Origin of the sequence: Bacillus sp. UNC437CL72CviS29, from assembly GCF_000482345.1 — a bacterium.
Classification (GTDB): domain Bacteria; phylum Bacillota; class Bacilli; order Bacillales; family Bacillaceae_G; genus Bacillus_A; species Bacillus_A arachidis.
Genome location: NZ_AXVB01000003.1, coordinates 469,962 through 493,574, shown reverse-complemented (window position 1 = coordinate 493,574; position 23,613 = coordinate 469,962). Strand labels below are relative to the sequence as shown.

At 37.8% G+C, this 23,613-nt stretch carries 21 protein-coding genes; all 21 read right to left on the bottom strand.

Annotation, left to right across the window (positions count from 1 at the left end; all coding sequences use genetic code 11):
* Positions 1-38: 38 nt before the first annotated feature.
* The 21 genes from ribF to hslU all read right to left on the bottom strand — a co-directional run bounded on the left by ribF (position 39) and on the right by hslU (position 23,593).
* On the bottom strand, positions 39-1,010 hold the full coding sequence (ribF, locus tag M014_RS0102705; RefSeq protein WP_026590338.1) for a bifunctional riboflavin kinase/FAD synthetase: 972 nt from the start codon (positions 1,008-1,010) through the stop codon (positions 39-41).
* 43 nt (positions 1,011-1,053) lie between these two features.
* Positions 1,054-1,977, bottom strand: coding sequence for a tRNA pseudouridine(55) synthase TruB (gene truB, locus M014_RS0102700; protein ID WP_026590337.1), 924 nt, complete (start codon positions 1,975-1,977; stop codon positions 1,054-1,056).
* A gap of 216 nt (positions 1,978-2,193) precedes the next feature.
* The gene (rbfA, locus tag M014_RS0102695; RefSeq protein WP_017151269.1) at positions 2,194-2,550 is read right to left on the bottom strand and encodes a 30S ribosome-binding factor RbfA; all 357 of its coding nucleotides are present in this window, start codon (positions 2,548-2,550) and stop codon (positions 2,194-2,196) included.
* Positions 2,551-2,565: 15 nt separating this feature from the next.
* The gene (locus M014_RS0102690; protein WP_026590336.1) at positions 2,566-2,847 is read right to left on the bottom strand and encodes a DUF503 domain-containing protein; all 282 of its coding nucleotides are present in this window, start codon (positions 2,845-2,847) and stop codon (positions 2,566-2,568) included.
* Positions 2,844-4,910: a translation initiation factor IF-2 gene (gene infB, locus M014_RS0102685; protein ID WP_026590335.1), complete on the bottom strand. Its 2,067-nt coding sequence runs from the start codon at positions 4,908-4,910 to the stop codon at positions 2,844-2,846. Before infB ends, M014_RS0102690 begins: the two co-directional genes overlap by 4 nt.
* A gap of 4 nt (positions 4,911-4,914) precedes the next feature.
* On the bottom strand, positions 4,915-5,226 hold the full coding sequence (locus M014_RS0102680) for a YlxQ family RNA-binding protein (protein ID WP_026590334.1): 312 nt from the start codon (positions 5,224-5,226) through the stop codon (positions 4,915-4,917).
* The gene (rnpM, locus tag M014_RS0102675) at positions 5,227-5,499 is read right to left on the bottom strand and encodes an RNase P modulator RnpM (RefSeq protein WP_026590333.1); all 273 of its coding nucleotides are present in this window, start codon (positions 5,497-5,499) and stop codon (positions 5,227-5,229) included. It lies immediately after the preceding gene.
* An 11-nt stretch (positions 5,500-5,510) separates the two neighbouring features.
* On the bottom strand, positions 5,511-6,611 hold the full coding sequence (nusA, locus tag M014_RS0102670) for a transcription termination factor NusA (RefSeq protein WP_026590332.1): 1,101 nt from the start codon (positions 6,609-6,611) through the stop codon (positions 5,511-5,513).
* A 17-nt stretch (positions 6,612-6,628) separates the two neighbouring features.
* A complete protein-coding gene (gene rimP, locus M014_RS0102665) occupies positions 6,629-7,099 on the bottom strand; it encodes a ribosome maturation factor RimP (RefSeq protein WP_026590331.1) in 471 nt (156 codons plus the stop codon).
* Positions 7,100-7,434: 335 nt separating this feature from the next.
* Positions 7,435-11,736, bottom strand: coding sequence for a PolC-type DNA polymerase III (locus M014_RS0102660; RefSeq protein WP_026590330.1), 4,302 nt, complete (start codon positions 11,734-11,736; stop codon positions 7,435-7,437).
* 125 nt (positions 11,737-11,861) lie between these two features.
* Positions 11,862-13,562: a proline--tRNA ligase gene (locus M014_RS0102655; protein ID WP_026590329.1), complete on the bottom strand. Its 1,701-nt coding sequence runs from the start codon at positions 13,560-13,562 to the stop codon at positions 11,862-11,864.
* 139 nt (positions 13,563-13,701) lie between these two features.
* Positions 13,702-14,958: an RIP metalloprotease RseP gene (gene rseP, locus M014_RS0102650; RefSeq protein ID WP_026590328.1), complete on the bottom strand. Its 1,257-nt coding sequence runs from the start codon at positions 14,956-14,958 to the stop codon at positions 13,702-13,704.
* A 17-nt stretch (positions 14,959-14,975) separates the two neighbouring features.
* Entirely contained in the window at positions 14,976-16,118 is a 1,143-nt protein-coding gene (gene dxr, locus M014_RS0102645; protein WP_026590327.1) for a 1-deoxy-D-xylulose-5-phosphate reductoisomerase, read from the bottom strand.
* Positions 16,119-16,138: 20 nt separating this feature from the next.
* Complete coding sequence (locus tag M014_RS0102640; RefSeq protein ID WP_026590326.1) at positions 16,139-16,930, bottom strand: phosphatidate cytidylyltransferase; 792 nt, start codon at positions 16,928-16,930, stop codon at positions 16,139-16,141.
* A 17-nt stretch (positions 16,931-16,947) separates the two neighbouring features.
* Entirely contained in the window at positions 16,948-17,724 is a 777-nt protein-coding gene (locus M014_RS0102635) for an isoprenyl transferase (protein ID WP_026590325.1), read from the bottom strand.
* A gap of 85 nt (positions 17,725-17,809) precedes the next feature.
* Entirely contained in the window at positions 17,810-18,367 is a 558-nt protein-coding gene (frr, locus tag M014_RS0102630; protein ID WP_026590324.1) for a ribosome recycling factor, read from the bottom strand.
* 2 nt (positions 18,368-18,369) lie between these two features.
* The gene (gene pyrH / locus M014_RS0102625; RefSeq protein ID WP_026590323.1) at positions 18,370-19,092 is read right to left on the bottom strand and encodes a UMP kinase; all 723 of its coding nucleotides are present in this window, start codon (positions 19,090-19,092) and stop codon (positions 18,370-18,372) included.
* A gap of 66 nt (positions 19,093-19,158) precedes the next feature.
* Positions 19,159-20,046: a translation elongation factor Ts gene (gene tsf, locus M014_RS0102620; RefSeq protein ID WP_026590322.1), complete on the bottom strand. Its 888-nt coding sequence runs from the start codon at positions 20,044-20,046 to the stop codon at positions 19,159-19,161.
* Positions 20,047-20,128: 82 nt separating this feature from the next.
* Positions 20,129-20,830, bottom strand: a complete 702-nt coding sequence (gene rpsB / locus M014_RS0102615; protein WP_026590321.1) for a 30S ribosomal protein S2 — start codon at positions 20,828-20,830, stop codon at positions 20,129-20,131.
* 514 nt (positions 20,831-21,344) lie between these two features.
* The gene (gene codY / locus M014_RS0102610) at positions 21,345-22,124 is read right to left on the bottom strand and encodes a GTP-sensing pleiotropic transcriptional regulator CodY (protein ID WP_026590320.1); all 780 of its coding nucleotides are present in this window, start codon (positions 22,122-22,124) and stop codon (positions 21,345-21,347) included.
* 77 nt (positions 22,125-22,201) lie between these two features.
* Positions 22,202-23,593, bottom strand: a complete 1,392-nt coding sequence (gene hslU, locus M014_RS0102605) for an ATP-dependent protease ATPase subunit HslU (protein WP_026590319.1) — start codon at positions 23,591-23,593, stop codon at positions 22,202-22,204.
* Positions 23,594-23,613 lie beyond the last annotated feature (20 nt).

Below are 23,613 nucleotides of genomic sequence, written 5' to 3'. Positions count from 1 at the left end.
CCAAGCAATGGTTGTCATAAAGTACATAACATAGAATACTACTTTTCATTCGAAAAAGCAAGTATATTCTTTCCAGTACTAAAATATTCTTGTGCTGTTTTTTTATCTTTTGCAATTTGGGTAACTAATTCATCAATACCATTAAATTTTTTCTCTTCTCGAATACGCATATGCCACTCAACAGTAACAACCTGATTATATATATCCTCATTGAAATGGAATAGATGCACTTCAATAGACAATTTACGTTCATCTTCTTTAAATGTTGGTTTATAGCCAATGTTACATACGCCATCATGCCACTCATCATGAACTTTTAATCTTACCGCATATACACCAACAGGTGGCAGAAGGTATTCATCGCTCAAAGCTACATTAGCTGTTGGAAAGCCAATTTGACGTCCACGTTTATCTCCGTGCACAACCGTTCCCTCTACTGTATAAGCCCTACCTAAAATAGATGGGATTTGTTCCATTTCTCCATTTCGAATCAGTTTTCGTAATGCTGTGGAACTTACTTTCTCTTCTTGAAACTCAACTCTTTCAATCACGGTCTGTGTAAACTCCCCTCTTGCATGAAATGGTAAAGTCTCCATCGTCCCTTTTCCTAAACGGCCATATGAATAGTCAAAACCTGCTACTACATGTTTTACATTTAGCCCAATAATATATTCATCTACAAACTGTTGTGGCTGTAATCCAGCAAATGATTCATCGAATTTCACCACATATAACATATCAATTCCTAAATCTGCAATTACTTTTTCTTTAATAGATAACGGTGTAATATACTCCACATGCGCTTCTTTTTTTCCTAAAACAACAGATGGGTGTGGATGAAAGGTTATGACAGCACTTTTATATCCTCTTTCATCCGCTATTTTTTTTGCTGTTCGAATCACACGTTGATGCCCTAAATGAATGCCATCAAAAAATCCTAATGCCATTACAGTAGGTGGTAATTCTATTTTATTTTGTTCGTGTGGATGAGTTAAATGAATGAGTTTCACGCTTGAATTCACCTTTTTCTGTAATAATCCTTCCAATAATTTATTATAGCTTTAGTTCTTGATTGTTAACAAGCACTTTCATTGGCTTTAACATGCCAGGGTGTTTTGGATGATGTTCATAAATCGCTAAACAACGTTCATTTTTATCAAATATTGTAATTAACGGCGCTGTAACTTGCAATTCATTCTTTAAAAACATACCATTTTTTATCTTTTCTGCTTGTTTTTCATCTACAACCATTTTTGGAAATTTACTTAACGCTTCATCAATTGAGATAAAAATAGACTCTACTGTTCCATTTTGCATGTTTTCTTCAATTTCTTCAAATGATATGCAATCTTCTAGCAAAAATTCTCCTGAAGCTGTTCTCACAAGATGTGACATATGTGCTGGGAACCCTAGTTTTTCACCAATCATAACCGCTAATGTTCTCACATACGTTCCTTTGCTACATGTAACACGGAAGCGGAATGAAAGATTCTTCCCTTCAAATACTTCACGATCATCAAGTAATACAAATTCGTGGATTGTTATTGTACGAACCGGGCGTTCAACTTCTTGCCCTGCTCTTGCGTATTCATATAGTTTCTTTCCGTTTACTTTTACAGCTGAATACATGGGAGGTACTTGCTCAAGTGTACCCGTTAATTCTGCTAATACGGTTTCCACTTCGGTACGTGTAATTACGCGATTTACATCTTGTTTTTCCACCACTTCACCAGAAGCATCTTCTGTTGTTGTTGAAAACCCTATTGTAACTTCACCTTCATATGTTTTTGTTTCGCTTGTTAAAAATTGCGCAATCTTTGTGGCACGCCCTACACAAATTGGTAATACTCCTGTTACATCTGGGTCTAATGTTCCTGTATGACCAATTCTCTTTTCACGCAATATCTTTCTTAATTTAAATACACAATCGTGTGATGTCATTCCTTTTGGTTTATGTAATAGTACTACACCTTCCATATGTTCACCTCATCATAATACTTTTGTAGAAAATATTAACGCATTTCTTCGCCTGTGTCTTCAGTTTGGTTCTCGTAATAGATAAGGTCTATATACCGTATCCCCCTGACTTCCGCACCTCGAACTACTCAGCTCTCTTTAGCCTCATTTTAGAACACTCATCTATATGCAAAACTTACTTTCCATTGAAAAAATGGATAGACAAATGTCTATCCATTATTCTTCACGTTTACCGTCTTTATTAATTTCATGTAAAAGTGTATCAATTCGATGACCATATCCGATAGACTCATCAAATTCAAAGGAAATCTCCGGCGTTTTACGAAGACGAATACGTTGGCCAATTTCTGAACGAATAAAGCCTTTCGCTTTCGCTAAACCCTTTAATGTATTTTCTTTCTGCTCTTCATCTCCTAAAACAGAAATATACACTTTAGCAATTTGTAAATCTCCACTCACTTGTACATCTGTTACTGTAACAAATCCAACACGTGGGTCTTTAATTTTGCGACTAATAATGTCACCTAATTCTTTTTTCATTTGCTCGCCAACACGGTTTGCACGTAGTTTCATAACTATTCACCTCATTCAATACCATTCCAATTGTGTTATCGTACGTTCAATCTCAGGAAATGAATCAATGTACGCAAGTACACGATTTATTTCTTTTTCACAGACAACACGATTTGAGGATACGGAAACAATTGCAATTTCTGTACGTTGCCATACATCTTGATGTCCTACTTCCGAAATAGCCACATTGTAACGCTGTTTCACACGGGTTAGCACACGCTGTAAAATTGCACGTTTCTCTTTTAAAGAATGCACATCATAGATCATACACTCGAATGAGAGTGAAGCGATAATCATCGCTTCACTTCTTCCATAATGTATGCTTCAATGATGTCTCCTTCTTTAAGATCGTTGTATTTCTCAATTGTAATACCGCACTCGTAGTTTTGTGCAACTTCTTTCACATCGTCTTTGAAACGTTTTAACGTATCAAGTTGACCTTCGTAAATTACTACACCATCACGGATAATACGAACACCGCTATCACGCGTAATTTTACCGTCTGTTACGTAACAACCTGCGATTGTTCCAACTTTTGTTACTTTAAATGTTTGACGAACTTCCGCTTGACCAATTACTTTCTCTTCGAATTCAGGATCAAGCATACCTTGCATTGCCGCCTCGATCTCTTCGATTACTTTATAAATAATACGGTGTAAACGAATATCAACATTTTCTAACTCAGCTGTACGTTTCGCGTTTACGTCAGGACGTACGTTAAATCCAATTACAATTGCATTAGATGCAGAAGCTAAAATAATATCAGACTCTGTAATCGCACCTACGCCTGTGTGGATAATTTTCACCTTTACGCCTTCAACATCAATTTTACGAAGTGATGCTGCCATTGCTTCTACAGAACCTTGTACGTCCGCTTTCACAATTAGGTTAATTTCTTTTACATCGCCTTCTTGGATTTGTTGGAATAAATCTTCTAGGCTTAATTTAGATTTTTCACCACGCTGTGCAAGCAATGCTTGTTGTGCACGTGATTCACCAATTTGACGCGCTTTCTTCTCATCAGCAAATGCCATGAAACGATCGCCCGCTTGTGGTACTTCATTTAAACCTGTAATTTCAACAGGAGTAGATGGACCAGCAACTTTTACACGACGCCCGATGTCACTTACCATCGCACGAACACGTCCGAATGACGTTCCAACAACAATTGGATCTCCTACTCGAAGTGTACCATTTTGTACAAGTAATGTTGCGATTGTTCCTTTACCTTTATCAAGCTGTGCTTCAATTACAGTACCAGTTGCATAACGATTTGGGTTTGCTTTATATTCTTCTACTTCACTTACAAGTAGAATCATTTCTAGCAAGTTGTCAATTCCTTCACCTTGAATTGCAGAAATTGGTACAAAAATTGTATCTCCGCCCCAAGCTTCTGGAACTAATTCATATTCTGTTAATTCTTGCATTACACGATCCGGATTTGCCGATGGTTTATCCATTTTATTCACAGCAACAATAATTGGTACTCCTGCTGCTTTAGCATGGTTAATTGCTTCAACAGTTTGTGGCATAACACCATCATCTGCTGCAACAACAAGGATTGTAATATCTGTAACTTGTGCACCACGTGCGCGCATTGTTGTAAACGCTGCGTGACCTGGTGTATCTAAGAACGTAATTTTCTTGTCATTTACTTCAACTTGGTATGCACCAATGTGCTGTGTAATTCCACCAGCTTCGCCAGCAGTTACTTTTGAATTACGGATAGAATCAAGCAATGTTGTTTTACCATGGTCAACGTGTCCCATAATTGTAACAACAGCTGGACGCTCTTTTAAGTTTTCTTCATCGTCTTGCTCGTCGATAAATGTTTCAAACTCTGTTTCACTTACGATTACTTCTTCTTCTACTTCGATTCCGTAATCAGCAGCAAGTAACTCAATTGTATCTTTATCTAAATCTTGGTTAATTGTTGCCATAATACCTAGCATAAAGAGCTTTTTAATAAGTTCAGATGGCTCTTTTCCTAGTTTTTTTGCAAGATCGCCTACTGTAAGCGTACCAGAGAAAGTGATTTTGTCTGGTGTTTCTACAACTTGCGTTTGTTGTCTTCCAGCAAAGTTTTCTTGACGTTTGTCTTCATTTCCTTTGCCTTTTTTCTTCTTCTTATTACTGTTCTTTTTGCTGCGAACAACTTTTTCTTCTACTTCAAACTCATCTGCAACAGAAGGTTTTTCTGCTCCAGTATTATATTGATTATCTAATTTGTTTACTACTTCATCGTCTAACATTGTCATATGATTCGAAACCTCGATATTCATTTCTTTTAGTTTTGTAATAATATCTTTACTTGAGATATTGTGTTTCTTTGCATATTCATACACTCGAATCTTACTCATACCTTCACCCCCGGTAAGTTGTATCGAGCATGCTACGCAGCTTTTTCGCAAAGCCTTCATCTAACACAGCTACAACGACTCGCTCGTCTCTCCCAATCGCATGCCCTAATTGTTGTCGATTTTCGACTTTTCTCATTGGTATGTTGTAGTACGTGGTTTTATCAGTGATGCGCTTTGTAGTGTTCACTGACGCATCTTCAGAAAGCAACACAAGCTTTGCTTTGCCACTTCGTACCTCTTTTAAAACGAGTTCTTCACCCGAAATTATTTTTCGAGCACGGTTTGCTAGTCCTAAAAACGCTTTCCAATCGGACACCTATTTCGACTCCTTCTCAACGAGCTCAAGAAGCTCTTCGTAAAGAGAACTGTCGATCTTCGCTTTTAGATGATGTTCCAAAATATTTTTCTTTTGTGCTTGAATAATACATTCCTTGTCCTTTGACAAATATGCACCGCGTCCTGATTTCTTTCCAGTTAAATCAATGGACACTTCGCCCTCTTTGGAACGAACAATGCGAACGAGCTCGCGTTTTGATTTCATTTCTTGCGTTGCAACACATTTTCTTAACGGAACTTTCCGATTGCTCACCATCATCACCTCTATTCGATTTCGTCTTCAACTGAATCGAATGCGATCATGCTGTCTTCTTCTGTTACAATGCCAAGTTGCTTCGCATCAGACTCGCTCTTAATGTCAATTTTCCAACCTGTTAATTTTGCTGCAAGACGCGCATTTTGTCCACGTTTACCAATCGCTAATGAAAGCTGGTGATCCGGAACTACTACAGTCGTTGCTTTTTCTTCTTCATTTACAAGTACTTTTACAACTTGTGATGGACTTAAAGCATTTGCTACATATTCAACTGGATCGTTTGACCAGCGAACAATATCAATCTTTTCACCTTTTAGTTCATCTACAATGCGTTGTACACGTTGTCCTTTTGGACCTACGCAAGAACCTACTGGATCAACATCGATATTCTCTGCATATACAGAAATTTTAGAACGATCGCCTGCTTCACGTGCTACAGAACGAATTTCTACAGTTCCATCATAAATTTCTGGTACCTCAATTTCAAATAAACGTTTTAAAAGACCTGGATGTGTACGTGATACGTAAATTTGTGGTCCTTTTGTCGTTTTTTCTACTTTTGTAATAAAGACACGAATACGATCGTGTGGTTTATATTGTTCGTTCGGCATTTGCTCACTTACTGGTAATAATGCCTCGACTTTTCCTAAGCTTACATAAATAAAGCGAGCATCTTGGCGTTGTACAATACCAACCATGATATCTTCTTCACGATCACTAAATTCTGAATAAATAACACCGCGTTCCGCTTCGCGTACACGTTGTGTCACAACTTGTTTTGCAGTCTGTGCTGCAATACGCCCGAAATCTTTTGGCGTTACTTCAATTTCTAATACGTCGCCATCTTGATAGTTCGGGTTAATTTGCCTTGCTTCTTCTACAGAAATTTCAAGACGTGGATCAAACACATTACTTACAACGTCTTTACGTGCTAAAACTTGAATTGTTCCCACTTCAGGATTAAAGCTAACACGTACATTTTGTGCCTGGTTAAAATTGCGTTTATAAGCAGAGATTAAAGCTGCTTCAATTGCATCAATAATAATATCTTTGCTAATACCTTTTTCTGATTCTAATACGAGCAAAGCATCTAACAACTCAGTGCTCATGAAGATCCCCCTTCTTACTAAAACGTAACAGCAAGTCGCGCATTGGCAACTTTATCCATTGGAATTTGGATTTCTTTTTTACGTGTTTTAATTGTTAATAATAGTGTAATTGTTGTACCATCATAGGACAGTAGCTTTCCTTCAAACATCTTTTCGCCATCAATCGGCTCATATGTTTTAATTGCCACCTGTCTTCCTACCGCTTGCTGGAAGTCTTTTTCTTTCTTTAATGGGCGTTCCGCTCCAGGAGATGATACATCCAAAAAGTAAAGATGAGGAATTGGATCCTCTTTATCTAAAGCTTCGCTTAAACGTTCACTTACCGCACCGCATTCCTCAATGTCTACTCCTGTTTCAGAATCGATGAATACGCGTAAAAACCAGTCTTTTCCTTCTTTCACATATTCTACATCTACCAGTTCAAGATTTAACTCTTCAACAATCGGCTGCGCGAGTGCTTCAACAACTTCTGTGACTTTCTTATCCATAAACAGCCTCCTTTCTGCCGCCATGTACCATTTGAAAGAAAAGCTCCGCTCTGTTTTATTGCGGTCTATCTTATTCTTTCTCGTTAGCTAACAAAAGCCCCTGCCACTTAGCAGGGAATATCTGTCTTAGTATTACCAAATTTAAGAAGTAAAACTTGTAACAAAATATGTATATACGACAGAAACATTCTACCTACATACGTAGATAAAACATAGATAGTAACACGAAAGAGTGGGTTTCCCCACTCTTTTTTTTGCACAATATACATGACATGGTTATCTCGGTTAATAGTATAACATAGCAAATAGCGATTTGCAAAGAATTTTCCTACCTATTAGAACAGTGATAATTGGTTTTGATCTGGCAAATCACCTAAACAACCTTGACTATCTAAATACTCAATAATTGTTTTAGAAACCTTACTACGCTGCTGCAAGTCCTCTTTTGATAAAAACTCACCATTTTCACGTGCTTCTACAATACTTATAGCAGCATTTGTACCAAGACCAGGTATTGCATTAAATGGCGGGATTAACGTATCTCCATCAATAATAAAGTCCGTTGCATGGGAACGATATAAATCAACCTTTTGGAATGAATATCCACGTTCGCACATTTCAAGTGTCATTTCTAAAACCGTTAATAAACTCTTCTCTTTAGGAGAAGCATCTAATCCTTTCTGTGCAATTTCATCAATTCTCACACGGATTGATGCTGATCCTTTTACCATTGCCTCTACATCAAAGTCATCTGCACGTACTGTAAAGTATGCAGCATAAAACAGAAGTGCAAAGTGAACTTTGAAGTAAGCTATACGTACAGCCATTAGCACATACGCAGCTGCATGGGCTTTAGGGAACATATATTTAATCTTTTTACAAGAATCAATATACCAACCTGGTACATTGTTATTACGCATCTCCTCTTCCCATTCTTCTGGTACACCTTTACCTTTACGCACCGACTCCATAATTTTAAACGCTAAAGATGGATCTAACCCTTGATAAATTAAATACACCATAATATCATCACGACAACCAATAACTTCACTCAGTGTACATGTACCGTTATAAATTAGTTCATTCGCATTACCAAGCCATACATCTGTACCATGGGATAGGCCAGAAATTTGGACAAGCTCTGAGAATGTCGTTGGCTTTGTTTCTTCTAACATCTGTCTTACGAATTTCGTACCAAACTCCGGTATACCAAGTGTACCGGTCTTACAATTAATTTGTTCTTCTGTGACACCTAATGACTCTGGACCTGAGAAGATTTTCATTACTTCTGGATCGTCAGTTGGTATTGTTTTCGGATCAATTCCACTTAAATCTTGTAACATACGAATAACGGTCGGATCATCGTGCCCTAGTATATCAAGTTTTAATAAATTATCATGAATAGAGTGGAAATCAAAGTGTGTCGTTCTCCACTCCGCCCCTACTGAATCAGCCGGGAATTGAATTGGTGAAAAATCAAAAATATCCATGTAATCTGGCACAACAATAATACCACCTGGATGCTGCCCCGTTGTACGTTTTACGCCAGTACACCCTGCAACAAGGCGATCAACTTCAGCATTTCGAATCGTTAAGTTATGATCAGATGCATAACCTTTTACATAACCATAAGCTGTTTTCTCTGCAACCGTACCGATCGTTCCCGCACGATATACATAGTCTTCACCGAACAGTACTTTCGTATAGTTATGTGCTCGTGGTTGGTATTCTCCGGAGAAATTCAAATCAATATCGGGAACCTTATCCCCTTTAAAACCAAGGAATGTTTCGAAAGGAATATCGTGTCCATCTTTTACATAAGGAATATTACATGTTGGACAATCTTTATCAGGTAAGTCAAAACCAGAACCTACAGAACCATCGTTAAAGAACTCTGATTGCTTACATTTTGGACATACATAGTGTGGTGGTAATGGGTTTACTTCAGTAATCTCCATCATTGTCGCAACAAATGATGATCCTACCGATCCACGTGAACCTACAAGATAACCATCAACTAATGATTTTTTCACAAGCTTATGTGAAATTAAATAAATTACGGCAAATCCATGTCCAATAATACTTTTTAATTCTTTTTCTAGACGGGCTTCTACAATTTCTGGTAGTTCTTCACCATAGATACTCCGCGCCATTTTGTAACTCATATCACGTGTTTCATCATCTGCACCTTCAATTTTCGGTGTGTATAAGTCATCTTTTACTGGATGAACGTCACCAATCAATGATGCGATTTTTTGTGTATTTGTCACAACAATTTCCTTTGCTTTTTCTTCTCCTAGGAACGAGAAGCAATCTAACATTTCATCTGTTGTGCGGAAATATACAGGTGGTAATGAATGACGATTTAAAGGATTGGCTCCACCTTGTGAGCTTACTAAAATTTTCCGATACATTGCATCTTCTGGATCTAGATAATGTACATTTCCTGTCGCAACAACCGGTTTATCTAACGTTTCACCTAATTTTACTAAGTTGGAAATAATCGTTTTTAATTGTCCTTCATCTCGAACTAACTCAAGTTCTACTAAATGACGTAACACCTCTGGAGGCATCACTTCAATGTAATCATAAAACTGGGCAATTTCTTCTACTTCTTCTGGTGCCTTTTGCATCATCGCCTCAAATACTTCACCTTTATCACAAGCTGTTCCGACTAATATACCTTCTCGATATTTTTTCAATAATGATCGTGGCACTCGTGGTACTCGGTAGAAATAATTAATATGTGAATATGAAACAAGTTTGTATAAGTTTTTTAAACCTTCATCAGATGTTGCAAGCAAGGTGACATGACTCGGTCTTCCACGCTTATACGAATCGCCTTGTCCCATACTGTCATTTAATTGATCGTGATACTCATAACCTTTTTCAATCACATCTTTTAACATTTTTACTAACAAATATCCTGTTGCTTCTGTATCATAAATCGCACGGTGATGTTGTGTTAATTCGATATCAAGCTTTTTACACATTGTATTTAAGCGGTGGTTCTTCATCTCTGGGAATAAGAATCTAGCTAGTTCTAATGTATCAATAACTGGGTTTTGGGGCTTGTCTAAGCCGCATTTCTTAAATCCTACATTTATGAATCCCATATCAAAACTTGCATTATGTGCAACAAGTGTATGATCACCCATCCACTCTTCAAACTTTTTAAATACTTCTCCTACTTCTGGTGCATCAGTCAACATATCATCTGTAATACCAGTTAACTCCATGATTGTAGCTGATAGCGGTTGATGCGGATTTGCAAAAGATTCAAAGCGATCAATAATTTCGCCGCCTTTCACTTTTACTGCCGCTAATTCAATAACCGTATCATATACTGCAGATAACCCTGTTGTTTCGACATCAAAGACAACATATGTTTCATCTGCAAGCAACCTGTGTTCTTCATTATACGCAATTGGAACACCATCGTTTACTAAGTTTGCTTCCACACCATAAATAACTTTGATACCTGCTTTTTTACCAGCAGAGTATGCTTCCGGGAAAGACTGCGCAACTGCATGGTCTGTAACCGCAATCGCTTCATGTCCCCATTTTCCAGCTTGCGCGACGAGCTTAGATACTCCGGTAACAGCATCCATTTGACTCATTGGTGTATGCAAATGTAGCTCTACTCGTTTTTCTCCTTCCGGTGCTTTATCCTTACGAGAAGGCCCTGTTATTTCGTTAATATCGTTCGCAATCATTACTAAGTCACGAACGAATGTATCGTTTTGAACCGAGCCTCGAGCTTTTACCCACATTCCTTTTTTCAAAGATTGCAGAAGCGGAAGATCCTCTTTATCACGCGAAAACATCTTAATCATAATGGAATCCGTATAATCCGTCATTTTTAAAGTTAATAACGTACGTCCACTGCGAAGTTCTTTCGTTTCCACATGGAAGACATAGCCTTGAACGGTTTTTCTTCTTTCTTCATCTTGAATTTCGCGCATCGGTGTGATTTCTTCATCCGGCTTAATAAGATACCCAAGCACAACTGGTCCTTCATGTACAACATCGCTTTCTTCAGCTTGCTTCTTAGCCATCTCTTCCATAGCTTGTATAACACGCTGGCGATCCTCTTGCTGTGTTTGCTCACGAAACTTTTGAACTTCCTCTTCGTTTTGCTTTATATTCGTTTCCAGCTGAAAACGTGGAAACCCAAACACTTCATATTGATCCCCTACTGGCTTCGCTAGATTTTTCTTTAAAGTCGTAGATTCTAACTCGTTATTTACATCAAGTAACAACTTTACCCCATTCACATATGGAAGTTGCTTCTTTAAATATGCAAACATAGGTGAAAAAGTAATTCGATCTGTACAGAGCGGCCAATATGCTTTGACCTCTTCTTCCGTATATTGTTTATTCTCCGTCATTAGTGCAAATGACGTGTTTGCAATATGTGAAAATGACTGCTTAAGCTGCGTTTCAAGCAATTCATATAATTCCGTTGGTAAAATACGTGGCACTTGCAAATCAAAATGCCAGCTTTTATTCGCTTTATCGACAACTAACCTTTGTATACCACCACCTTGTAAATATTGATTTACAAGGTCTTCAGGCATCTGCAGCTGCTGGAGCAAAATTTGAAATCGCTCTTGTTGTTCATTTGTTAACGACATAAACATCCTCCTTCCATCTGCTATTATAAATCGAAACTTTCGGCAAAGAAAGATTTCTTCCTTTTAACTCATTACCTTTTACTTTACATAGAAATAGAAGGTACCTCACCTGGAGGTACCTCTTCTTATTTTACAATATTAGTAATGTATGCATGAAGTTCTTCTACCTTCACTTCTGCAGATTCATTTGTAGCACGTACTTTTACTTCAACGATGCCTTCATCAGCTTTTTTACCAACTGTTACTCGAACTGGAAGACCGAATAAGTCCGCATCAGCAAATTTAACACCTGCACGCTCCGCACGATCATCTAACAATACTTCATAACCTTGTTCTTGTAATGAATTGTAGATTGTTTCGCCTACTTCGCGTTGTGCGTCAGACTTCATATTTACTGGAATCACATGTACATGGAATGGTGCAACAGCTTTTGGCCAAACCAGACCATTCTCATCATTAAACTGTTCGGCAATTGCCGCAACTGTACGAGATACCCCAATACCATAGCATCCCATAATAAGTGGCTTCGTTTTTCCATTCTCATCTAAGAACGTTGCATTCATTGCTTCGCTATAACGTGTACCTAATTTAAATACATGTCCAACTTCGATACCACGGGCAAAACGGATTGTCCCTTGTCCATCCGGAGATTGATCTCCTTCTTGAATGAAACGTAAATCTGTATATTGACTCACCTTAAAGTCACGCTCTGGATTTACATTTACATAATGGAATCCCTCTTCATTTGCTCCACAGCAACCATTTACAATTGCTGCTACTGCATGGTCAGCAATGACTTCAACATCATCTGCTACGTCAATTGGGCCTAGAGAGCCCACTTCACAATTTAACAGTTCTCTTACTTCGTCATATGAAGCAAGTTCAACAACTGAAGCGCCGTATACGTTCTTCACTTTTACATCATTTACTTCATGATCCCCGCGAACAAGTACAACAACAAACTTTTCATCGACCTTAAAGACCATAGATTTGATGCAATTTGATGCTTCGATATTTAAAAATGCAGAAACTTCTTCAATTGCTTTTTGATCTGGTGTTGCTACTTTTTCAAGTGCTTTTTCGGCTTCATCGCTCTTTGTATATGAAGCAACAACTGGAGCCATTTCAATATTTGCTGCATAATCAGATGTATCAGAATACGCAATTGTATCTTCTCCTACATCCGATAATACCATAAATTCATGTGTATCTTTACCACCCATTGCTCCAGAATCAGCAATAACAGCACGGAAATTCAAGCCACAGCGAGAAAAAATATTAGAATATGCTTGATATATGCGATTATAAACTTCATCTAAACTTTCTTGTGTCGCATGGAAAGAGTAAGCATCTTTCATTAAAAATTCTCTTCCGCGTAATAAACCAAAACGAGGTCTTTGCTCATCACGGAATTTTGTTTGGATTTGATATAGTGTTAACGGTAATTTTTTATAAGATTTAATCTCATCACGTACAAGATCTGTAATAACTTCCTCGTGCGTTGCTCCTAATGCAAACTCACGATCATTACGATCTTTCATACGCATTAACTCAGAACCGTAAGAATACCAGCGACCTGATTCTTGCCATAATTCAGCCGCTTGCATTGCTGGCATTAATAATTCTACAGCCCCTGCTCGTTCCATCTCTTCTCGAACAATACGTTCCACTTTGTGCAATACTTTTAACCCAAGTGGTAAAAAACTGTAAATACCAGAAGCGTTTTGACGCATAAACCCTGCACGAAGTAGCAATTGATGACTTTTAATCTCAGCATCAGCTGGTACTTCACGTAATGTAGGACTAAATACCGTACTTTGTTTCATCTATTCGCACCTCTTTAATTTACTCTAATACGCAGTAAAACCCCCCACCTCAAATTAGGTGAGGGATTGCTACTTTAAGAGTTCTATTCATTTCATTCATTATTCACAAAAAATATCGTGAATTTTATTCCACTTTATTTTACAAGAAAAACTTCCGAATGTCATTCCACGTTACAACTAACATAAGTAACATCAATAACGCAAAACCAATAAAGTGAACCATTCCTTCTTTTTGACGATCAATTGGTTTCCCTCGCAACGCTTCGATTAAGAAGAAGAACAAGCGTCCTCCATCAAGAGCAGGAACAGGTAATAAGTTGAATAAACCAAGGTTTATACTTAGAACAGCCGCCAAGCTCAGAACACGAGTGAAACCATAATCTACTACTTGGTCTGTTAAATTATAAATCCCTACCGGACCTGATAAATCATTAATAGAAAACTGCCCCGTTACTAATTTCATCAGGGAATCAAAAATTAATTTTGTCCATGTATACGTCTGCTCAAAACCTGATTGAATAGAACCAACAATAGATTTCTCTACAGGAGAGTATACACCAATTCTACCAACCTCTTCCTTACCTTCTTTATCAGCTGTTGGCGTTACTTTTACATTAAATTGTTCGCTATCACGTTTTACCTGAAGGGTAATTTCTTTATTTGGGTGCTCACGTACAATCGAAACAACATCTTTCCACGTATTCGTGTCTTTCCCATCAATTGCTTGAATCGTATCATGTTGTTTCAATCCTGCTTGTTCTGCAACACTATCCTTCATTATTTTTCCAATCATTGGCTTATCAACAGGAATACCTTGTACCAATCCAATGATAACAAAAATAACAAACGCAAGAATGAAGTTCATAGCAGGACCTGCAAAGATTGTTAACGCTCGCTGCCCTAACGTTTTAGAACCAAATTGCCTGTTAAACGGAGCGATTTGGATTTCTTCTCCAGCTGAAACAATACGCGCTTTTTCATTCACACGGAAAGTTTGCAATTCCTCCTCGTATTCTTCGTAACCAGATATTGTGAGATTATGTTCTAAATCCGCTTGTTCTACTTCAATCACGCGAACATTCGGATACTTTTCGCGCCCGTCTAGAACTAATTTCATAACCTCTTCGTTTCCATTTAGCACAAGTCCAACTTTTTTTCCTGGTTTTAATTCAACCGTTTCTGCATCCTCGCCAGCCATTCTAACATAGCCTCCAAGTGGCAGCAGCCGAACTGTATATACCGTTTCATTCTTTTCAAATGAAAATATTTTTGGTCCAAAACCAATCGCAAACTCGCGGCATAAAATACCCGCTCTTTTGGCGAAATATAGATGCCCTAGCTCATGGAAAAATACGAGTGCACCAAAAATTAATATAAAGGCAATCGCTGTATTCAATTCCATAACCACCTTTGCTAAATTTGTTCCATCACAAACCGTCTTGTGGCTGCATCAATTTCCTGAATTTCCTCTAAGCTCGGACGCGCAATGGCATTGTGATGGTGCATTGCTTTTTCAATGAGATCTTCTACTGTTAAGAAGCCAATTTTCTTTTGTAAAAAGGCTGCTACAGCAACTTCATTCGCTGCATTCATTACAGCTGGCATGCTTCCGCCCGTTTTTCCAGCTTCATACGCAAAGCGTAGGCAACGGAAACGCTCTTGGTTCATTTGTTCAAAATGCAGTGTTCCAATTTCCCATAAATTTAACTGTTTTGTATCTGAAAGTGGTAATCGATCAGGATATGTAAGTGCATATTGAATTGGTACGCGCATATCTGGTGAGCCGAGCTGTGCCATTACACTACGGTCCTCAAATTCAACCATAGAATGAATAATGCTTTCTTTATGTAAAACAACATCGATTTGCTCATAAGGTATGCCAAAAAGCCAATGCGCTTCGATTACTTCCAGCCCCTTATTCATCATTGTAGCAGAATCAATTGTAATTTTCGAACCCATTGACCAGTTTGGATGACGAAGCGCATCCTCTACTGTTACATGATGCAATTCATCTCTCGTTTTATCACGGAAACTCCCGCCTGAAGCAGTGATAACTAAGCGCGAGATTCGTTTTTCATTTTCTCCATTCAAGCATTGAAAAATAGCTGAATGCTCACTATCTACTGGAAGTAATGACACATTATGTTTGCGTGCAGCTTCCATTACAATGTGTCCTGCAGTTACTAATGTTTCTTTATTCGCAATTCCAATTGTTTTTTTTGCCTCAATTGCACGAAGTGTTGGTAACAATCCTACGCTACCTACAACAGCATTTATAACAACTTCTGCACTCGGATGAAGAGCTACCTCTAATAGTCCTTCGTCACCACATACTACTTTTGTATTTCCAGAAACGGATTGTAACCTGACAACATCCTCCTCTCTTTGTACGGAGACAAGCTGAGGAGAAAATTCCTGAATAACTTTTACTGCGTAGTCAATATTTTTCCCTACAGAAAAAGCAACGAGACGGAATTGGTCTGGGTGCAAGCGTAATACGTCTAAAGTTTGTGTTCCAATCGATCCACTTGCCCCTAATAAACTAATGTTTTTCATGATTCCAACCCCTCGTTTTATTATGAAATGAAATGTAAGAAGTGTAAAATCGGTAATACGAACAACCAGCTATCTGTTCGATCTAATATTCCACCATGCCCAGGTAAAATTGTACCTGAATCTTTCACACCGTAATGGCGTTTAAATGCGGATTGCACCAAATCACCAATTTGTCCAAAAATAGATATTGCAACTGTAACAATAATTACCATTCCAATATTCTCATGTACTTGGAAAAACATATTGTACACAAAAGCAACAACAATACCACACAGAATACCGCCTAATGAGCCTTCTATCGTTTTATTCGGACTAATCTCTGGCCATAATTTTCTTTTTCCAACTGCTTTTCCTATGAAATATGCGCCTGAATCAGTTGCCCAAATAACAAACAATGCATAAAACACATATTCAATCCCGGCTATTCTCGTTTCATTTAAATACAAGAATCCCATTGCAACATACGTCGTTGCCATAAGTAAAAATGAAGCATTGTCAAAAGTAAATGTATTCTTCGAAAGGACTGTATATGATAAAAGTAATAACACAATCAAAAATGTGATTTCTAATTTATCTAATCCAATCCAATCAAAAACTCCTCGTGCATTACTTGGAACTAAAATAATCCATAATAATAATGCAGCTAAAAACGTTGGCACCGAAATAAATGTAAGCTTGTTCATACGAACTAATTCATATAATCCAATAGAAGCAAGTGCATACACTAAAACTGTAAAAGGCACGCCACCATAAAATACGATGGGAATGAATAGCGCGGCAGCAATCACTCCAGTAATAATTCTCTGTTTCACTACCAAACCCTCTCTTTCTACACGCCTCCGAATCTGCGCCCTCTATGTTGAAAGTCTGTAATTGCATGTAGCAAATGTTCCTCGGTAAAATCTGGCCAATACACATCTGTAAACCAAAGCTCCGAATACGCAATTTGCCATAGCATGAAATTACTAATACGCAATTCCCCACTTGTACGAATAAGCAAGTCTGGGTCAGGTAAAGAACTTGTCATTAAGTATGAAGAAATCATTTCTTCATTTATATCTTCTGAACGAACTTTCCCTTCTTCGTTATCTTTCATCATATGTTGCACAGCAGAAACGATTTCATCGCGACTTCCATAGTTTAACGCAAAATTGAGAATTAATCCCGTGTTCTCTTTTGTATCTTCCATGGCTTTTTCCATCGCTCTGCGCGTATGCGTAGGAAGACGATCTTTTTGTCCAATTACTCGAACTTGTACATTTTCTTCAATCAACTCTGGTAAAAATGTACCTAAAAATTCTTCTGGAAGTTTCATTAAATATTCGACTTCCTTTTTCGGTCTTTTCCAGTTCTCAGTAGAAAAAGCATAAAGAGTCAGCACTTTTACATCAAGTTTACTAGCAAATTTCGTAATTTTTTTTACTACTTGCATTCCTTCATGATGTCCGGCAATGCGGGGCATTGCTCTTCTCTTTGCCCATCTTCCATTACCATCCATAATGATCGCAATGTGCTCTGGGATATATCCCTTTTTCACTTTTTCAACGAGATGATCAAACGATGCGACCTTTTTACCTTTAAAAAAAGGAAACTTTTTAAACATCATTCATACCCTCCAACAAGCAGACGTATGCCTAAAAGTGTAAAAAGACCCCCTTAAGAAGAGGGTCATATTTGCGAAGGTATCGCTATTACACTTCCATGATTTCTTTTTCTTTGTTTTTTGCGATTTCGTCAACTTTTGCAATATATTTATCTGTTTCTTTTTGAATATCTTCAGCATATCCTCGTAAATCGTCTTCTGTAATATCGCCAGCTTTTTCAAGCTTTTTAAGATCATCGTTCGCATCACGACGTACGTTACGAACTGCTACTTTTGCTTCTTCAGCATATTTCTTAACAGTTTTTACTAAGTCTTTACGACGTTCTTCCGTTAATGCAGGGAATGCGATACGAATTACTGATCCGTCATTAGAAGGGTTTAAACCTAAATCAGCTTTTAAGATTGCCTTTTCAATATCACCGATAGATGTTTTATCATAAGGTTGAATGACAAGTAAACGTGCTTCAGGAACTGTAATGTTCGCTAATTGCACAACAGGTGTTGGTGCACCATAGTAATCAACTTGTACCTTATCTAAAGCAGACGCGCTTGCACGGCCAGCACGAACTGAAGCTAACTCGCGAGAGTAAGCACCAACTGCTTTTTCCATTTTTTCATTTGCAGTTTTTAATACTTGTTGTCCCATATTTATTTCCCCCTTACAATTGTTCCAATATTTTCGCCTAAAACGGCACGTTTAATATTTCCTTTTTCCATAACTGAGAATACAATTAGTGGAATATCATTATCCATACATAATGAAGAAGCAGTAGAATCCATTACACCTAAACCTTCTTTTAATACATCTAAGTATGTCAGTGATTCATATTTCGTAGCGGTTTCATCAACAGAAGGATCTGCACTGTAAACACCGTCTACATTATTTTTCGCCATTAAAATAACATCAGCTTCGATTTCCGCCGCACGTAAAGCTGCAGTTGTATCTGTAGAGAAATATGGGTTACCTGTACCTGCTGCGAAAATCACAACACGTTTCTTCTCTAAGTGACGAATCGCTTTACGGCGAATATAAGGTTCTGCCACTTGACGCATTTCAATAGAAGTTTGAACACGCGTTTGAATCCCAATGTTCTCCAAGCTATCTTGAAGAGCTAATGAGTTCATAACTGTCGCTAACATGCCCATGTAATCCGCTCCTGCACGATCCATGCCCATTTCGCTTCCGATTTTTCCACGCCAAATGTTTCCGCCACCTACAACAACAGCAACCTCTACATCAAGTTCTGCAATTTCTTTCACTTGTTCTGCAACTGATTTAATAACAGCTGGGTTAATTCCAAATCCTTTTTCACCAGCTAAAGCTTCACCGCTTAACTTTAAAACGACACGATTATATTTCGGTTTACTCATAATGAACCTCCAATGGCTTACATCTTTATTTTAAAAAAGGGAACACAATGTGTTCCCTAAACTGTATTAGTTGTTACCTTTTACTTGGTTCATTACTTCTTCAGCAAAGTTGTCTTCACGCTTCTCGATACCTTCACCAACAGCGTAGCGAACGAATCCTTTAACTGTTCCGCCTTTAGACTCAACGAACTGACGAACTTTCATATCAGGGTTTTTAACGAATGCTTGGTCAAGTAAGCAAATCTCTTCGAAGAATTTACCTAGGCGACCTTCAACCATCTTAGCAACGATTTTTTCAGGCTTGCCTTCGTTTAAAGCTTGTTGCGTTAATACTTGACGCTCATGCTCAACTTCTTCAGCTGTTACAGCATCGCGGTCGATGTATTTAGGGTTAACTGCTGCAACATGCATTGCTACGTCTTTAGCAGCTGCTTCATCAGTAGAACCTTCAAGAACTGTTACTACACCAATACGTCCACCCATGTGTAAGTAAGCACCGAATGCATCTGCATCAGTTTTTGTTACGATTTCGAAACGACGAAGTGTAAGTTTTTCACCAATTTTAGCAATTGCTTCATTGATGTGCTCTTCTACTGATTTACCGTTTGCAATTGTTTGAGTCATAGCTTCCTCAACAGATGCAGGTTTGTTAGCTAATAAGTGATCAGCTAATTCTTTTGTTAAAGCTTGGAAACCTTCGTTTTTCGCAACAAAGTCAGTTTCAGAGTTTAATTCTAAGATTAAAGCATCGTTACCGTTTGTTTCGATGTAAGTTAAACCTTCAGCAGCAATGCGGTCTGCTTTTTTCGCAGCTTTCGCAATACCTTTCTCACGTAAGAAGTCAATTGCCTTCTCCATGTCGCCATTCATTTCTGTTAAAGCTTTTTTGCAGTCCATCATACCTGCGCCAGTTTTTTCGCGAAGTTCTTTTACCATTTGTGCAGTGATTGCCATACTTTTCATCCTCCTAAAATATGTATTTATACCTTAAAAAAGGTGATAAAAGGCCGAACCCCTTATCACCTTTCCAAATTTGTTACGCAGTAACAGTCTCTTCACCTTGTTTTGCTTCAAGGATCGCGTCTGCCATTTTAGATGTAAGAAGTTTTACAGCACGAATTGCATCATCGTTTGCTGGAATTACGTGATCGATTTCGTCTGGATCACAGTTTGTATCAACGATACCGATGATTGGAATGTGTAATTTGCGTGCTTCAGCAACTGCGATACGCTCTTTACGAGGGTCTACTACGAATAATGCACTTGGAAGACCTTTCATATCTTTAATGCCGCCTAAGAATTTCTCAAGACGCTCTAACTCTTTTTTAAGTTGAACAACTTCTTTCTTAGGAAGTACTTCGAAAGTACCATCTTCTTGCATTCTTTCGATGTCTTTAAGACGCTTGATACGCTTTTGGATTGTTTGGAAGTTTGTTAACGTTCCACCTAACCAACGTTGGTTAACGAAGTACATACCAGCACGAGTTGCTTCTTCTTTAATAGCTTCTTGTGCTTGTTTTTTTGTACCTACGAATAAGATGTCTCCACCTTCAGCAGCGATGTTACGCATTACGTTGAAAGCTTCCTCAACTTTTTTCACAGTTTTTTGTAAGTCGATGATATAGATACCGTTACGCTCTGTGAAAATGTAACGTTTCATTTTTGGGTTCCAACGACGAGTTTGATGTCCGAAATGAACACCAGCTTCAAGCAATTGCTTCATAGAAATTACTGACATAGTTTAGTTCCTCCTAAATGGTTTTTGATATCCTCCGTTTACTTCATCTTTAAGCGAAACTACAAGCGTAGCACCAACACTTAAATCAGTAAACGTGTGTACTTTGTACTGACACCACTGCTTACTATATCATAATGAAATTGTACAATCAAGTCGAAAATACGAACAATGTGAAACTTTCTTTTTGATTATGATTCTATTCGTCTTTTTCCTCTTATTCAATGCTATATACATGCAAATTGAAAAGCCTCCAAAATCCTTTCTGTTTAAGTAATAGAGACCATCCTTCTATGCATTGAACCGATTAGACCATCTTCCTGCCTCACCAGAATTTAACACAAACAAAGAACAAGTACTGGTTACCTTTTGTTTTACATTACAGTGGCTTTATATAGTTTCACTTAAAAAATCTTTATCCACAAGAGAAGATAAATATATACTTCGCACAAATTCATAATAAATCTCTCGGAAAATAAAAAATCTCTCCTCATAGAAGGAGAGATTTTTTTGCAAATTAGTTTGTTTTTAATTTAGCAAGTTCATGTAAAAACTTGTCATTTAATACTTTAATGTATGTTCCTTTCATACCTAAAGAACGTGATTCAATAACGCCTGCACTTTCTAATTTACGAAGTGCGTTTACGATTACAGAACGTGTAATCCCTACGCGATCAGCAATTTTACTTGCAACAAGTAAACCTTCTGTTCCGTTTAATTCTTCAAAGATGTGCTCAATAGCTTCTAACTCACTGTAAGATAAAGAGCTAATCGCCATTTGAACAACTGCTTTACTACGAGCTTCTTCTTCGATTTCTTCTGCTTTTTCACGTAAGATTTCCATACCTACTACAGTAGAGCTGTATTCAGCAAGGATTAAATCATCATCTAAGAATTCTTGACCAAGACGAGCTAACACTAGTGTACCTAAACGCTCACCGCCACCAACGATTGGCACGATTGTAGTTAAACCTTGACCAAATAATTCTTTGTTTTCTACAGGGAATGCTGTATACGCGCTATCTACATCTAAGTTTGAAGATGTTTCCGTAATGTTAAATAGGCTTTGTGTATACTCTTCTGGGAATTGACGCTCTGCAAGCATTTGTTTCATACGTTCGTTCTCGATTTGTTGGTGAATTGCATATCCTAATAATTTACCACGGCGACTTACAACGAATACGTTCGCTTCAATTACTTCACACATTGTGTCTGACATTTCTCTAAAGTTTACAGGTTTTCCTGCAGCGCTCTGTAATAACGCATTTAATTTTCTCGTTTTTGCTAATAATTCCATTTCAAAAGTTCCTCCTACATGTTACTCTCATATTTTTTCATCACTTGGAAACTAGGGCGAGTCACCTGATGACACTATTACAAAATAAACTGGCTCACATCTTTATTTTTAGCAATTGTTGCTAATTTCTCCTCTACATATTGAGGTGTTATCGTTATTTTTTCTAACGTAATTTCAGATGCTTCAAACGATAAATCTTCAAGAAGTTTCTCCATAATAGTATGAAGTCTTCTCGCTCCAATATTATCCGTATCTTGATTAACTTGATAAGCAATCTCAGCAATCTTACGAATAGCATCGTCAGAAAATTCAATTTCTATACCTTCAGTTGCTAATAATGCTATATATTGTTTCACTAAAGCATTATCAGGTTCTACAAGAATTTTAACAAAATCATCTACCGATAATTTTGTTAATTCCACTCGGATCGGGAATCTTCCTTGCAGTTCTGGAATCAAATCAGACGGTTTAGACATATGGAAAGCACCAGCCGCAATAAATAAAATATAATCTGTTTTCACCGATCCATATTTCGTTGCAACATTCGATCCTTCGACAATTGGCAAGATATCACGCTGTACACCTTCACGCGATACATCCACGCTATTCGACTGCTTACCAGCAATTTTGTCAATTTCATCAATAAAAATAATCCCGAGCTGTTCAGCACGATAAACAGCCTCTTGTGTAACTTCATCCATATCAATTAAGCGCTGTGCTTCCTCATTTGTCAAGACTTTTCTTGCTTCTTTTACAGAAAGTTTTCGTTTTTTCGTTTTTTTCGGCATAAAACTCCCTAATGCATCTTGGAAATTCATCCCCATTTGTTCCATGCCAGTCCCTTGCAACATATCAAACATCGAAGATTGTTGTTCCGTCACTTCAATCGATACAATTTCATCTTCAAGTAAGCCAGCTGCAAGTTTCTTTTCAACTTCTTGGCGCTTCTTTTCAATTTCTATATTATCGTGTGTTTCAGCTGTCTGATTTGTGTTTTGATTTCCCCCAAACAACATTTCTAACGGATTTTTGAATCCGGATTGTTTTTGCGGACTTGGTACCAAAATTTCAACAAGTCGCTGATTCGCTTGCTCCTCAGCCTTATCTTTAACCTTTACGACCATTTCTTCTTTCACAATGCGAACTGATGTTTCCACAAGGTCACGCACCATCGATTCTACATCTCGGCCGACATATCCAACTTCTGTGAACTTCGTCGCTTCAACCTTAATAAAAGGTGCTCCAACGAGCTTAGCCATTCGTCGCGCTACCTCTGTCTTTCCGACTCCTGTCGGTCCGATCATTAAAATGTTCTTCGGAGCAATTTCATCGCGTAAATCTTCTGCTAGTTTACTGCGGCGATATCGATTTCTAAGCGCTACTGCAACCGCTTTTTTTGCATCTTTTTGACCAATAATATATTGATCCAATTTTTCTACAATTTGACGCGGAGTAAAATGTAAATGCATATAAAATGCCTCCCTTACGA

Excerpts from the sequence above, each read along its gene's own strand:
- truB (WP_026590337.1), bottom strand. The coding sequence starts at position 1,977 with ATGGAAGGTGTAGTACTATTACATAAACCAAAAGGAATGACATCACAC.
- rbfA (WP_017151269.1), bottom strand. The coding sequence starts at position 2,550 with ATGAAACTACGTGCAAACCGTGTTGGCGAGCAAATGAAAAAAGAATTA.
- M014_RS0102690 (WP_026590336.1), bottom strand. The coding sequence starts at position 2,847 with ATGATTATCGCTTCACTCTCATTCGAGTGTATGATCTATGATGTGCAT.
- infB (WP_026590335.1), bottom strand. The coding sequence starts at position 4,910 with ATGAGTAAGATTCGAGTGTATGAATATGCAAAGAAACACAATATCTCA.
- nusA (WP_026590332.1), bottom strand. The coding sequence starts at position 6,611 with ATGAGCACTGAGTTGTTAGATGCTTTGCTCGTATTAGAATCAGAAAAA.
- rimP (WP_026590331.1), bottom strand. The coding sequence starts at position 7,099 with ATGGATAAGAAAGTCACAGAAGTTGTTGAAGCACTCGCGCAGCCGATT.
- M014_RS0102660 (WP_026590330.1), bottom strand. The coding sequence starts at position 11,736 with ATGTCGTTAACAAATGAACAACAAGAGCGATTTCAAATTTTGCTCCAG.
- M014_RS0102655 (WP_026590329.1), bottom strand. The coding sequence starts at position 13,562 with ATGAAACAAAGTACGGTATTTAGTCCTACATTACGTGAAGTACCAGCT.
- dxr (WP_026590327.1), bottom strand. The coding sequence starts at position 16,118 with ATGAAAAACATTAGTTTATTAGGGGCAAGTGGATCGATTGGAACACAA.
- M014_RS0102635 (WP_026590325.1), bottom strand. The coding sequence starts at position 17,724 with ATGATGTTTAAAAAGTTTCCTTTTTTTAAAGGTAAAAAGGTCGCATCG.
- frr (WP_026590324.1), bottom strand. The coding sequence starts at position 18,367 with ATGGGACAACAAGTATTAAAAACTGCAAATGAAAAAATGGAAAAAGCA.
- pyrH (WP_026590323.1), bottom strand. The coding sequence starts at position 19,092 with ATGAGTAAACCGAAATATAATCGTGTCGTTTTAAAGTTAAGCGGTGAA.
- tsf (WP_026590322.1), bottom strand. The coding sequence starts at position 20,046 with ATGGCAATCACTGCACAAATGGTAAAAGAACTTCGCGAAAAAACTGGC.
- rpsB (WP_026590321.1), bottom strand. The coding sequence starts at position 20,830 with ATGTCAGTAATTTCTATGAAGCAATTGCTTGAAGCTGGTGTTCATTTC.
- codY (WP_026590320.1), bottom strand. The coding sequence starts at position 22,124 with ATGGAATTATTAGCAAAAACGAGAAAATTAAATGCGTTATTACAGAGC.
- hslU (WP_026590319.1), bottom strand. The coding sequence starts at position 23,593 with ATGCATTTACATTTTACTCCGCGTCAAATTGTAGAAAAATTGGATCAA.